The 13048-nt window shown below is 29.1% G+C and carries 14 protein-coding genes; 2 read left to right on the forward strand and 12 right to left on the reverse strand.

Annotation, left to right across the window (positions count from 1 at the left end; all coding sequences use genetic code 11):
• Window positions 1–142: 142 nt before the first annotated feature.
• The 11 genes from B5E79_RS12415 to B5E79_RS12465 form a co-directional block, all read right to left on the reverse strand.
• A complete protein-coding gene (locus B5E79_RS12415; protein WP_087298241.1) occupies window positions 143–616 on the reverse strand; it encodes a tyrosine-type recombinase/integrase in 474 nt (157 codons plus the stop codon).
• Between the two features lie 218 nt (window positions 617–834).
• Window positions 835–1662, reverse strand: a complete 828-nt coding sequence (locus B5E79_RS12420; RefSeq protein WP_087298242.1) for a sulfite exporter TauE/SafE family protein — start codon at window positions 1660–1662, stop codon at window positions 835–837.
• A 24-nt stretch (window positions 1663–1686) separates the two neighbouring features.
• On the reverse strand, window positions 1687–2778 hold the full coding sequence (locus B5E79_RS12425; RefSeq protein ID WP_087298243.1) for a radical SAM/SPASM domain-containing protein: 1092 nt from the start codon (window positions 2776–2778) through the stop codon (window positions 1687–1689).
• A gap of 18 nt (window positions 2779–2796) precedes the next feature.
• Window positions 2797–3183, reverse strand: a complete 387-nt coding sequence (locus tag B5E79_RS12430) for a hypothetical protein (RefSeq protein WP_087298244.1) — start codon at window positions 3181–3183, stop codon at window positions 2797–2799.
• Between the two features lie 180 nt (window positions 3184–3363).
• Window positions 3364–4380 carry an IS1595 family transposase gene (locus tag B5E79_RS12435; RefSeq protein ID WP_087298245.1) on the reverse strand — a complete coding sequence of 339 codons (1017 nt, stop codon included), beginning with the start codon at window positions 4378–4380 and terminating at the stop codon, window positions 3364–3366.
• A 312-nt stretch (window positions 4381–4692) separates the two neighbouring features.
• Window positions 4693–6168, reverse strand: a complete 1476-nt coding sequence (locus tag B5E79_RS12440; protein WP_087298246.1) for a sulfatase — start codon at window positions 6166–6168, stop codon at window positions 4693–4695.
• A 6-nt stretch (window positions 6169–6174) separates the two neighbouring features.
• Complete coding sequence (locus B5E79_RS12445; protein ID WP_087298247.1) at window positions 6175–6990, reverse strand: PTS system mannose/fructose/sorbose family transporter subunit IID; 816 nt, start codon at window positions 6988–6990, stop codon at window positions 6175–6177.
• Entirely contained in the window at window positions 6990–7778 is a 789-nt protein-coding gene (locus tag B5E79_RS12450; RefSeq protein ID WP_087298248.1) for a PTS mannose/fructose/sorbose/N-acetylgalactosamine transporter subunit IIC, read from the reverse strand. Before B5E79_RS12450 ends, B5E79_RS12445 begins: the two co-directional genes overlap by 1 nt.
• 16 nt (window positions 7779–7794) lie before the next feature.
• A complete protein-coding gene (locus tag B5E79_RS12455; RefSeq protein ID WP_087298249.1) occupies window positions 7795–8274 on the reverse strand; it encodes a PTS sugar transporter subunit IIB in 480 nt (159 codons plus the stop codon).
• Window positions 8275–8294: 20 nt separating this feature from the next.
• The gene (locus B5E79_RS12460) at window positions 8295–8726 is read right to left on the reverse strand and encodes a PTS sugar transporter subunit IIA (protein ID WP_087298250.1); all 432 of its coding nucleotides are present in this window, start codon (window positions 8724–8726) and stop codon (window positions 8295–8297) included.
• 198 nt (window positions 8727–8924) lie between these two features.
• Window positions 8925–10502 (reverse strand): helix-turn-helix domain-containing protein, encoded by a 1578-nt coding sequence (locus B5E79_RS12465; protein ID WP_158095507.1) that lies wholly within the window; start codon window positions 10500–10502, stop codon window positions 8925–8927.
• A 209-nt stretch (window positions 10503–10711) separates the two neighbouring features.
• Here B5E79_RS12465 and B5E79_RS12470 point away from each other — a divergent pair, with 209 nt between their 5' ends.
• Both B5E79_RS12470 and B5E79_RS12475 read left to right on the forward strand, forming a co-directional pair.
• Window positions 10712–11449 (forward strand): hypothetical protein, encoded by a 738-nt coding sequence (locus tag B5E79_RS12470; protein WP_087298252.1) that lies wholly within the window; start codon window positions 10712–10714, stop codon window positions 11447–11449.
• A 249-nt stretch (window positions 11450–11698) separates the two neighbouring features.
• Window positions 11699–12094, forward strand: coding sequence for an integrase core domain-containing protein (locus B5E79_RS12475; RefSeq protein ID WP_087298253.1), 396 nt, complete (start codon window positions 11699–11701; stop codon window positions 12092–12094).
• A gap of 347 nt (window positions 12095–12441) precedes the next feature.
• Here the strand turns inward: B5E79_RS12475 and tnpA are convergent, their stop codons facing one another.
• Window positions 12442–12912: an IS200/IS605 family transposase gene (tnpA, locus tag B5E79_RS12480; protein WP_087298254.1), complete on the reverse strand. Its 471-nt coding sequence runs from the start codon at window positions 12910–12912 to the stop codon at window positions 12442–12444.
• Window positions 12913–13048 lie beyond the last annotated feature (136 nt).

Consider the following 13048-nt stretch of genomic DNA (forward strand, 5'->3'; position numbering starts at 1 on the left):
AAAAAAAGGAAATAAAATAATGAATGTCTGCAATTTCCTTTAAAATAAAAGTGGGGTGTTTCTGCCCCACAATTTTTTTAAAGCTTTTTTATAAAACCCCGCGATTATTTAAAGCGCCCAAAAAAAGAACACCGAAGTGTTCTTATAAATTAGTAATATAATCATCTAATATTTTCCTATGTTTTTTATATACATGAGCATATGTTTCTCTTAATGTTTTTACAGTATGACCAAGTCTATCTGCTACTAATTGCTCTGATAGTATCGGATTGGATAATAAATAGCTTGCATGAGAGTGTCTCAATCCATGAAAGGTAATAACTTTTACCCCTGCATTTTTAACATCTTCATTAAACCATCTTCTTAAAGTTCCTATAGAAATATATGTTTTATCCTTATATACAAACCAGTTTTCGTTAAAATCTCTAATCTGACTTACATATGAATATTTTAATTTTAATTTATCTATTATTTTTTTAGGAATAACAATTGTACGGTATGAATTGCCTGTTTTTGGAGAAGTAATTTTTGAAGTAATAGCACTTAAAGATTGATCAACAGTTACTGTTCCTTTTTCAAGATCAATATGAATTGCTCTATAATGGTCATATAGCATAGCAAAGGATAAAAGTATATTTTTTAATGTATCTATATGATTCTCTTTACATTAGCTTTAACAGTTTTTATAAATTATTGATATTATTTTACAATCTAACACTAATATTTGCTGCATATTAGATGTATACTTTTTACTGTTTATAAATAAAGTAATAGAGTAAAAAAGCATATATTTAGGAACTTGTAAGAGTCACAATATATGGGCTTCGTACATTATTATAAGCCTAATTTATGATAAGCATTCCATATACATAATAATGAAATACATATAATAGATAGAATAAACAACTTATCTACTACTTTAGAAGAAATTTGTCTGTTAATTTTCTTACCTAAAATACCCCCACCAACTCCACAGCACATCATACCTATTAACATAGTCCAGAATCCAACATCTCCTTGATAAAGTTCTTGAGGAACTGCACCATTCATAAAAGTAATAACTAAACCAGGAATCTGAGATATAAGAATTAAATATAAAGAATTCTGAGCAGCGACTTTTGTTGACATAGATAAGAAATAATAAAGAAGCGCTAAATTTAAAGGACCTCCACCAATTCCAACAAAGGTTGAAAAGGCTCCTAAGATAAATCCTAAAATCATTAATAGAATAGGATTAGTCACTTTATAGCTTTTTATTTTTGATTTATTTATTGTATAAACTAATACAAATATCATTGAAATTAATAATGCAATAGCCTGATATCCACCTACAGCTTCTTTATTCACAAATAAATCTAGAATTCTTGTATAGATATTCTTTCCAATAATTCCTCCAATGGCTGAACCAATAGCTAACCATGTTGTTAATTTCCAATCTATCAGGTTTTCACTATTACCATCTTTTGAAGATAGTGCTGAAGAAATAACAGTATAACCAGTCATTGAAATAACAGTACATGTTGATAAGAATGTAATACTATTTACAGATAATACTCCAATTGCATCCAATGAAGGTTTAATAAATACTCCTCCACCTACACCACAAATAGCTCCAATAATAGATGCTGATAAACCTACTATAAAAAATATAATATAAATCATATATAAATCCTTTCTTATATAGCTTTATTTCATTCTTTGAGAAATATATACTATGTCATTATATGCATATTCTAAGAAATCTCTATATCCACAATAATGATCATCATAATAAGCTATATTCAATCTTTTACAATTTTTGTGACACATTTTTTCAAACAGACATGTCCTGCAGCAATCACAATATCTTCTTTCTTCTTTTAAGAAATGAGACATTTGTTCACTACTAATAATATCCATTAAATCTTCTTTAACGATATTTCCACAATTATATTTATCTAATACATAGAAATCACAAGGGAATACATCACCTTGGCTTTCTATAACTAAATGAGGAGAACATCTTCCTAATAACCCACACTGGTGAGCTATGCCTCTTTCAAATAACGAAATGACATTATCAAATAATGATACGCTAATATAATTTCCTTGATATAATTCCTTTTTCCATAAATCAAAAAAAGATTTATAAAAACTTGCAAACATTCTTGGAGACAAAGAATATTCATTTTTATTTTCTTCTAAACCTGGAATACAAGGAATAAATTGTATAAATTTTAAATTGTTTTTTTTATAAAATGAGAATAATTTTTGAGGGTGTTTTGCAAGAGTATTTGTTAATACTGTTAATATATTAAAATCTACTCTTTTATTTTTTAATAATTGAATTGAATCCATTATTTTTTTATATGTATCTTTATATTCATGGTCTTTTCTGAAATAATTATGTATTTCATGATAACCATCAAGAGATACTCCTATTAAGAAATGATGCTTATAAAAGAAATCAGCCCATTTTTCATCTAATAATGTAGCGTTTGTCTGTAATGCATAGTGAATTGTTTGATTAGTTTTGTTTTTTTGAACATAAGCAACAAATTTTTCAAAAAAAGATAAACCTGCAACAGTTGGTTCTCCTCCTTGAAAATGGAATGATATATCAAAATCATTTCCCAAACCCAAAGCTTTATCTATTAAAGCTTCCATTGTTTCTTCGTTCATTATTCCAAAACTTTTCACATCACGATGATCAGAAACATCATAATAAAAACAATATCGACAACGCATATTACATAAAGAAGAAGCTGGTTTTATTAAAAAACTAATATACTTTTTCATACTCTTTCCCTCATCATTTTATAATTCATCTATTTTACTATAAATACCTTTAATAAATATAAATCTTTTAACTTCGTCAGTTAAATACCCTAATTCTATAGATATAAATTGTTTCATTTCTTTCTCAGTTATTCTTTCCATAATTGTTTCAAGCATTTGCTGATACTTGTCTTTTGCTTCTTTATAGGATGAACATTGACTTACCTTTATAAGCTCTACTTTAATATTCATATAGTGGAAAATAACATATGTTACTACTCCACAAATCATAGCTATGATCCAGAATAAACTTTTATTTAATTCAGAATGAAACTGAAGAACAACTATTCTTGTTATTGAGAAAAAAACAAGACATAAAGAAATCAATTTTGGATAGCGTACCCAATTATTATAATTTTTAAACATATCATTTCTCTCCTCTTTAAATAATAATCATTAACGATTCAAGACATCCCTGTACATAAGACTACTGAAATTGATATAATTAAGAGAAAAATAAAGGAATCGAGATGTCTTGAACTCTTTTTTTATTTACTATAATTTAACCCTAGATAAATGTTGTTAATTATTTTTAAATTTATTTGATTAAATCATGTTAAATGTAAAATCACTATTAAAATCTTTATATCCTAACACACATATAGAGTTCATTATCTCTTTAAAAATATCTTTGAATATCCTTTTTTCATAGTATTTTTTATTTCGATCCTTCATTTTGTATAATCCTATGTAATTATTCAAATATTTGTCTGATATGCCTCTATATCCATGCAAAAACAGCTCGATTGACGAATGTAGTCTATTGATTTTATCTAATGTATATCCATCTTTTTCACTTTTGCCTGATGGTATCTTTATCCATTTGACTCCTAGTTTTTTCGTCAGGCCATGATATGAGCGTAGACTGTCACTGACAACTGTACAGTTTGAAGGTATCTTATCCTTGTATATCTCATAAAGATTTTTGGTATGTATCCTTCCTCGCTCTGATACCATAATGACCTTATGGTTATGTTCATCTACTGCGCATACAATATTTCTCTTTTGGTCGCTTATTCCTCTTTTTGTTTTTTTGATATCTTTTTCTTCCATGATGATTCCTGGATGTTTTATATCTGATAGTTTTTCATCGAGATAGACTGTTCCATCAAGAACACAGTCTTCGGCTGTAAGAGTAGCACAGACACTAAGAATTTTATGTCTCCAAACAAGAGATGTTTGTTCACATATGTTGGCAATTCTAGCAGATTGGACAATGGTATCACCACGAAACAAAGATTCCATATATAAATACCACTGATACGCTTCTTTTTTTGAATATGAAAACAATGTGCCAGTCACAGCGGAAAAAGTCTTATGACAAGATTTGCATAGAAATCTCTGATTATTATGTTTATCCTTACCGTGTTTGATAATATGTCTGTCTCCACAATGAGGGCAGAAAGAACTATCAAAATCATTTGATAGTTCCTCATGCACATCTGAATCATAGATATGATTGATGATGTAATTGTTAAGCTTTTCTCTAATCACTTCAATTTCATCAGGAGTTGCATTATTAATAATTGAATCAATAATATCATTAAACATTTTATCAGTCATAATATCTTCACCTCAATAACAGTATATCAAATGAAGAGAAAGGATATTTTAGATAAGATTATATTAAATACCATATTATGGAGTTCATTTCACTTAACAACATTTATCTAGGGTTAAATTATTTACTATATTAATATTTTCATAAGTTATTATTTTAGCTCCTTTTAGATTTTAACATTTTTAGAGAAATCGTGTTTATTTTTTATCTTGTTGTGGGAGTGATGCTTTGCAAAATCATCTTGAAGCTAAAATATTTTTTATAAACTAAGGATAAAGAAGGAAATTTTTTAAAACCTCCTTCTTTTTAATTTTTTAAAGTGAAAGTCTTTCTTTCTGTTCAGAAGGTGCCTCGTTTTCATCAAGGGCACGAATCAATAATTGTTTATAAGTTTCTTCGATTTCAGTTCCTGCGCAATTATTTAATTGGGCATAATCTTCTTCGATATTAAACAATTTTGTTTCTTTAACTTCTTTTAAACCATTTTCAATATTATCAATAATAGAAGGTTTATAAGTTGGAATACGATATAATGGATATTGTGTACGTTTAAAATAACGACCCATTTCTATCTTATCTTCATAACCAGATCCTAAATACTTACGAATAGTTGTTGGAATACAAGTATATTCATAACAAGGCCAGTTATCTGCATTTGGAGCTCTAAAATATGTATATTTTCCATCTGTAATGTTCATTGCCATTCCATGATATCCAAATAATGCATATTCTTTTCCATTATCTTGGTAATCAGCAATTGGTTTAAAACTCTTTCCACGAACACAATCAGGTACAGGAATATTATTATATTCTAATACTGTTGGCATGATATCAATGTTTTGTGTAATAGAATTAATTCTATCCCCTGCTCTTTTTCCTTCAGGGAATTTTACAATAAATGGAAGGTGAGCTAATTCATTATACAAATGCATATAATTCTTTCCAAAGTATTCTCTTTCTCCTAAGAAATATCCATGATCAGTAGTCATAATAACTAATGTATCTTCATACATATCTAATTCTTTCAATTTCTTAATTAATGTTCCAAACCAATAATCTGTCATTGTCATTAATGCAGCGTATCTCTTTTGAATATAATCTACTGCATCATCTGGAACATTTACTCTTTGATAATCAGGAATTTCAAAATATTCACGATCTAATTGTGTATCCTCATACATATCCATATATTTTTGAGGTACATCAAATGGTTCATGAGGATCAAATGCTTCTACCATTAAGAAAAAATTATCTTTTCCCTTATTATTTTCTAACCATTCACATGCTGATGTAAATGTTTTTGGAGAAGGATAATCTTCTTCATTAGGCCACTGTGTACGATTCCACTGATATTGTGTTCTTACACGACCATAATAATCTTTAGGCATATTTTCAGGATCATCAATTCTAGAAATCCAAGGATCTCCTTCTTGACCACGATGATAATCCCATGTATTGAATTGTTGTACATAATCTTCTCCACCTAAACGGAAGTAATGACAATGGTCTGTTGTAATATGTGAGAAACAGCCATTTTGTTTTAATAATTGTGGTAATGTAATATCAAAAGGTTCAATAGGACCCCAAGATCTTTCTAAGAAATTTAATCTACCACATAAAACATCTCTTCTTGCAGGCATACATGGAGCTGATCCAATCCAATGTTGGTCAAATGTTGTTGCTTCATCAGAGAAGTCTTGAATATTAGGTGTTTTAACAAAAGTTTTTTCATTATAACATGATAGCATATCTCTCTTAAGAGTATCCATCAATACTAATACAGTTCTCATAAGCGACTATACTAAAATTCCAAAGCAAGAAAGAACAATACAAGCAACTAATAATCCAAGAATTACCCATACAGAGTTTTTACCTTGTCCTTTCTTTAATAAGAAATAACAAAGTGCTGTTAATAATACAGGTAATAAGCAAGGCATAACGTTATTTAATTGATCTTGTAAAGCAATTGTTCCTTCACCAGCTGCGAATTCAATTCCTGTATTTAATTTAACAGTTGATGTGATTAAACCACTGACTACAACTACACCTAATACGTTAGCAAAATTTCCTAAACGGTCAAAGATTTTTAAACCACCATTTTGTTCATTTTGGATTAAATCCATACCTTTTTCATATCCTTTATGAAGACCAAAATATTTTAATGGCCAATATAATAGATTAATTAAAAGGAACATAACAATTGGACCTAAGATACTACCACTTTCAACACATAAACTTGCCCCAATACTTCCAGCAATTGGGTACCAAGTAAGATTTAACATAGAATCTCCTAAACCAGCTAAAGGTCCCATTAAACCAGTTTTAATATTTGTTACAGAATCTTTATGATCTTCATCTGTAGTTTCTTCAATAGCAGCGCAGATACCTAAGATAGCAGGAATAGCTAATGGATGAGTATTAAAGTACTCTAAGTATCTTTGCATTGCACGAACTTGTTGTTCTTTTGGTTTGTCTTTATATAATTCTTCAATAACAGGTGCAAAATCATAAGTTAAACTTAATGATTGCATACGTTCATAGTTATGAGAGAATTGAGTTGTTTGTGTTCTTAATAAAACTTTATTTAAAGTTTTTTTGCTAATTTTACCCATTATAAATCATATTCTCCTTCCTCATCAGCTACTGCTACTGCTGGAGCTGGTCTTTCCATAATTAAATCATAGATACCTGCAGCTACTGCACCAACTAAAGCGATTGCTAAAGTTCCTAAATTTAAGTAAGCTCCTAAAACGAAACCTAATACCAAGAAAATCCACATATTCTTTTTCATCATCATTGTTAATAACATTGCTAACCCTACAGCTGGAATAGCTTTTGAAGCAACAGTAAATCCAGATAAAATTTGTGCAGGAATAGCAGCTAAGATAGTATCAATAACAGCACTTCCAGCAAAACATGCGATAAATACAGGAACTGCTCTACTTAAGAAGAACATTAATCCACCTGTCCAATGTAAAAAAGTAATTTTCTTGAAATCAAAATTTTCAGCAGCTTTATCTGCAGCATGTACTAATGAAATATTAGTAGTCATAACTAACATGTTAACTTGTTGTACTAATAAAGCAGTTGGAACGCCAACAGCAATTGCTGTAGAAATAGCTGTTCCAGTATCTCCACCAGATAAAATACCTAATGAAGTTCCTACAATTGTTCCTGAAATAACATCAGGTGGTACATATGCACCAATATTATTTACACCTAACCACATTAATTCCATTGTTGCACCAACAATGATTGCAGTTTGCATATCTCCTAAAATAAGCCCTACACCTATTGATGCAAGCAATGGTTTACGGAAACCAAGATGTGGTCCGAATTGGTCAAGAGCACATAAACCAGCCCATGCTGCCAATAGTAAAGCTGTTAATAAATTTCCCATATTCTTTACTCCCCTTTTAGTAATTTTTTAATAATTCAGAGACTTTTGTTTTTTCATCTCTTGTTGTTGTTTGCATATAAACTTCAACTTTTTCTTCATTGATTAATGCTTCAAAAGCTTCTTTTTCTTCTAAAGTAACAGACATATTTTTATGTAATCTATGACGTTTATCATTAAAACGCATACCACTTACATTTAAGTAAGTATAATCTAATCCATTTCTTTTTAATGTTAAAGCATCAATAGGATTTGTAAATAAAACCATTGTTACTTTCTTTAATTGAGTTTTTTTCAAAACTTCAATAAATTTTTCTACTGTAAAAATACTTACTTTTATATTTGGTACAGCTAATCCTGCAACACTTTTACGTACAGGATCATTTGCAACATCATTATCAACAATAATTGCTGATTCAATTGCATAATCCTTACACCAAGTTGTTGCTACTTGACCATGAATTAATCTATCATCAATATTTACAAGTGCTAATCCCATAATTAACTCCTTTCTAATTCCTATAGTTCATCTAAATTTTCATCATCTTCAACGATAGTTACATTAATTTTGTTCAATACTTGTGCATGAGTATCTTTTAAGCGAGCATCAATTTCATCTCTTTCAATTTCATTAATCAATAATACATCAATTAACAATGGAAGACTTAATCCAGTATATGCAACCATATCATACCCATTTAATAAACAACGTGAAATAGCATTAAATGGAGTGCCTCCATAGATATCGCAAATACATAAAATTGTATCATATTCTTTTGATAATTCTTCATAACCTGCAATTAATTCTTTTTCCAAACCATCTAAAGTTTTATCTTCAGTTAATGCATATGCTCTCGCATGAGGGGTTGCACCTACTATCATGTTTGCACTACCTAAAGCAGCTTTTGCAAACTCCCCATGGCTAACGACCATAATACCAAGTTTTCCCATTTTGTTCCTCCTTTCTTCACAGGAAATATTAAGCGCTTAACCTTCTATTTTGTACGATTAAAATATAACTTTTAATCGACATATTTTCAACAATCCAAGCGCTTAAAATATATGCTATTTTAATAAAATGTTAATATTTTACATATTTTTATTTTTAATTTTATAAAATCTACTAAAATTACATAAACTTCTTTCTTATTATATTTTATCTATTTTTTGTATCTCAAATTGCTTCCTAAATTCTCTAGGACTAACGTCATAATATTTCTTAAAAACCTTATTAAAATACAACTGATCATCAAACCCTACAGACTGAGCGATATCTTTAATCTTTAATTTACTATTCTTCATTAAGTAAATAGCATGAATCATTTTTTGTTTGTTTATATACTGCACTAGGCTTTCCCCATTTTGTTGTTTAAAAACTCTAGAAATATGTATTGCAGTTAATCCAAGCGTATCTGCTATATCATTAACATCAATTTTATTTGATATATGTTCTTCTATGTATTGATTCACATCTAATACAATTTTAAGATATTTAGATTGTGATGATGACTGTATGCAGAAAGTCAAATATCTTATTGTCTTAGTAAACTCACGCATAATATCACTTATGTTTTCTAATTTAGAGAATGTATATTGTGTCTCTGAAAGTAATCTTTCACTAATCTTTATTCCTCTTTTTTCCATATAGTGTTCTATAGAATTAATAGTATAACAACAATAATAAATAACATCACTAGGCATAATATGTTCATTAATCATATAATGATATAATTTTAAGGTTACATTATTTAATTTCTCATATTCCTCTAAAACAAGATATTTTAAAATCTTTTCTTTAAAGTCTATACTCTTATAATCTAAATAATTAAAGTTTTCACTTTTATCTAAGAAAATAATACTGCAGTTTCCTGTATAAAATTTTCTATTTAATGAATTTATACATTCTACATAAGCATCATAGAACATTGAATATCCTATACATTCTTTAGAAATAATAATTGATATATCGAATTTTAAAATTGATTTTACTTTTTCTATTAAAAGCTGTGAAATATCATCAAGCTGTGATTCAGGAACATTTTTAATAATGATTGTACCAGAGTGTTTTTTAGAAAAGATAATCTCAAAATCGTATTCAGAACTTAAAACATCTTCAAAAATTTCTTTTAGTTTTTGTGATAAAATATCTCTATCTAACGCTAGATTTTCCAAGAAAACACCAGTAGGATTATCCATACGGAAGAATAATATTCTATATATATCTTTTTCTTTTAATAATAGGCTTCGTTTTAGTGCTAAATTTAATTTTTCTAGATCTACTGATTGTTTATCTCTTATTAAACCAAGTAATCTCTGTGATTCATCTACTCCATTCATATCCTGATAAGCAGGTTGTTCTTCGTTTTGAATAATTTCTAAGTTTTCTGTTAATAACGAACATCGTAAAGCATCTTTTTTTAGAAAATCTAATATTCCTAATCTCCAAGCTCTTCGTATATTGTTATAATTGTTTTCATATGAGCAAACAATAATATAACAATTTTGCTTATATTCTTTTAACTGCTTAATTAACGCTAAACCATTTCCATTTTTTAATTGTGTATCCATAATAATTAAATCATGTTCATATTCTCTAAAATAAGACATAGCTTGAGCCTGATTATCAGTAAAGCTAATAATTTCAAAGCCGTATTCTTCCCAATGTAACATTTTCTTATAAATATTTAGCATTCTTTTTTGACTATCTACAATCATAACTGTTCTCATATTTTTTCTCCTCCCTGAATCATCGGTAGTGTCAAAAATCAGCATCACTGATACAAACATCACTACCTTTATTTGTTTATATATAAACAATAAAATGATTATTGATTATATCTTTTTAATCATCTTTTTTCGTTTTATACTAAAAAAGATGAAACATCCATGTTATACTTGTTTCACCACAAAATCAATATAGAAAGGATTGTTTCATCATGGATAGTATAACATCAATTTTAAATAATATAAATACTTTTTCTAAATCTCTTTTTAAATTCTCTCAATTCTTTGAACCTTTACTTATTCTTAAGCATATTCCTTCTGATATATCTTATCATTTGAACTCTAATGATTTCTTATATCATCTTGATCAAGCTTCTTCTCATTTGAACTGGTTAAATGATTTCTTTTCTAATCATATTTCTAAAGTTCTTCATAAAGAAGTTTCTCGCTTGAAAAAGACTCAACATATTGATAAAACCATACCTTATGCCGATTTCACCGTTGATGGCTTGCCTGTATTCAAGAAAGAAGCTCCTGCTCAGATATCTTTTGATGATATCTTAAGAGGATCTATGTTAAATGGTTCTCCTTTAACTCCTGTTAAACGTAGAAATCCTGATGCCTTTACTTTTCATGGTGTCTGTTCTTTTTGTGGCGCACCTGAAGAATATATCTATGATAATAATGGCAAAGGTCAATTCAAATGCAACCCCTGTCATAATACTTTTACTTTAAAGACAGATTTATCTGGTGAAACTGGTATCTATTGCCCTCACTGTGGAAGAAAACTTGATCTTAAACATGATAGAAAAGGTTATCTTGTCTATCATTGTCCTAACGATAAGTGCCCCTACTATCTTAAAAACAAGAAAATCTATGATAGCGATAAGAGAGAAACACTTAAGACCTCTAGTCATCAGTATCGTTTAAGGTATCATTATGTTGATTAACATTTTATAATAATAAAAACAGCTGTTATCTAGACAAATTAAATTAATAGGTGTTTATTTCTTTGTAGTTTAATTTGTTTTTTGTATAATCATATTATACAACCATTAAGAAAGGGAAAAGAGAAAGACAATCTGGATTGGACCCCACTTTATCTTTCTCTTCTACAACCATACATATGATATCATTTCCATCACTATTTTTCAATAACCATTCAGAAACATTCAAATACAGTCAGGATAATTATGATAATGACATTCGTTAACTTAATATATACAGATGCAAATCCAATCTATAATGCAGCACAAGTCTTGTTTGAAATCAATGATATCAAATTCGACTTACAGCAGGTTATTGGAGTATCAGACAAGGATGAGATATCCAAAAAGTACAGACCATTCAAGCAGATAGAGGAACGATTGAATAGAACCTACAAACAAAACTACTATGGCACAAATGGATATGACAAACTAGAATGTGCAAATAGCTACATGGTTCTTTTTGTGTGTTTTTTCAACTTCCTTAGACAACATTCATCACTAAAATATAAAACACCAGTTGATGATGGACTATTTAATGATGATATGCTTATGCAGGATAGATGGTTGAAATTAGTAGAGCTAAGTTCACAATATCATCTCAACTAAAAATATCACAGTTTTAAAAATACATGTGAGACCCGATACCCTCATTGCGCTCAAATTTAGGCTTTTTTCTGTATTGAAAGAAAGTTTTAATTCCTTCCTATCATTTACGAAAAACGTAAAACATCTGTTTTATCAAAATAGCAACTATAGATAATACGTTTTCTCGCCTGAATCACAAGTTTTCATAAACTTTTGACTCTACCGAATCATCTTACACATTTATTATAGTATGTTTAAAATAAATATCCACCAGCTTAGCTGGTGGTTTTTCTTGTGCGGGCAAGCCCTGCTCCCAGAGCAAAGGCTGAAGCCCCTTCATTTCATGCGACCTGTCCCTGCCTCTTGCACTATTTCTTGCTGAATGGATCACTTAAATCCAAACTTAATTGTTCTGCCTCTTTATCCTCTTTCAATTGATTCTTGATATATTCTTGTATTCTTTTCGTATTCTTTCCTGCTGTATCCACATAATATCCTCTACACCAGAAACTTCTTCCTCGATACTGGTATCTCATATTTCCCCATCTTTCATATATCATTTGACTGCTTTTCCCTTTCAAAAAGCCCATGAACCCTGATATGCTCATTTTTGGTGGTATTTCCAACAGCATATGTACGTGATCTTTACATACTTCTGCTTCTACTATATTCACTCCTTTCCATTCACATAATTCTCTTAATATTTTTCCTATTTCTATTCTTTTGCTATCATAAAATACTGCTCTTCTATATTTTGGTGCAAATACAACATGATATTTACAATTCCACTTTGTGTGTGATAAACTATGTAAGTCATTTGATTGATTTCTTTCATTCATTTGATTATCCTCCTGTTTTTAGTTTTGCAGTTTCCAGGCCGCAATACTATTATACAGGAGGTTTTTAACATTATCACTACGCTAAAGCTTTTTACTGACCCACAGACTATCTGTGGGTTTTATTGTATACAAAAAT

Source organism: Massilimicrobiota sp. An134 (assembly GCF_002160815.1).
Classification (GTDB): domain Bacteria; phylum Bacillota_I; class Bacilli_A; order Erysipelotrichales; family Coprobacillaceae; genus Allocoprobacillus; species Allocoprobacillus merdigallinarum.

Coding starts and splice junctions, on each gene's coding strand:
- B5E79_RS12415 (WP_087298241.1), bottom strand. CDS start 616: ATGCTATATGACCATTATAGAGCAATTCATATTGATCTTGAAAAAGGA.
- B5E79_RS12420 (WP_087298242.1), bottom strand. CDS start 1,662: ATGATTTATATTATATTTTTTATAGTAGGTTTATCAGCATCTATTATT.
- B5E79_RS12425 (WP_087298243.1), bottom strand. CDS start 2,778: ATGAAAAAGTATATTAGTTTTTTAATAAAACCAGCTTCTTCTTTATGT.
- B5E79_RS12430 (WP_087298244.1), bottom strand. CDS start 3,183: ATGTTTAAAAATTATAATAATTGGGTACGCTATCCAAAATTGATTTCT.
- B5E79_RS12435 (WP_087298245.1), bottom strand. CDS start 4,380: ATGACTGATAAAATGTTTAATGATATTATTGATTCAATTATTAATAAT.
- B5E79_RS12440 (WP_087298246.1), bottom strand. CDS start 6,168: ATGAGAACTGTATTAGTATTGATGGATACTCTTAAGAGAGATATGCTA.
- B5E79_RS12445 (WP_087298247.1), bottom strand. CDS start 6,990: ATGGGTAAAATTAGCAAAAAAACTTTAAATAAAGTTTTATTAAGAACA.
- B5E79_RS12450 (WP_087298248.1), bottom strand. CDS start 7,778: ATGGGAAATTTATTAACAGCTTTACTATTGGCAGCATGGGCTGGTTTA.
- B5E79_RS12455 (WP_087298249.1), bottom strand. CDS start 8,274: ATGGGATTAGCACTTGTAAATATTGATGATAGATTAATTCATGGTCAA.
- B5E79_RS12460 (WP_087298250.1), bottom strand. CDS start 8,726: ATGGGAAAACTTGGTATTATGGTCGTTAGCCATGGGGAGTTTGCAAAA.
- B5E79_RS12465 (WP_158095507.1), bottom strand. CDS start 10,502: ATGAGAACAGTTATGATTGTAGATAGTCAAAAAAGAATGCTAAATATT.
- B5E79_RS12470 (WP_087298252.1), top strand. CDS start 10,712: ATGGATAGTATAACATCAATTTTAAATAATATAAATACTTTTTCTAAA.
- B5E79_RS12475 (WP_087298253.1), top strand. CDS start 11,699: ATGACATTCGTTAACTTAATATATACAGATGCAAATCCAATCTATAAT.
- tnpA (WP_087298254.1), bottom strand. CDS start 12,912: ATGAATGAAAGAAATCAATCAAATGACTTACATAGTTTATCACACACA.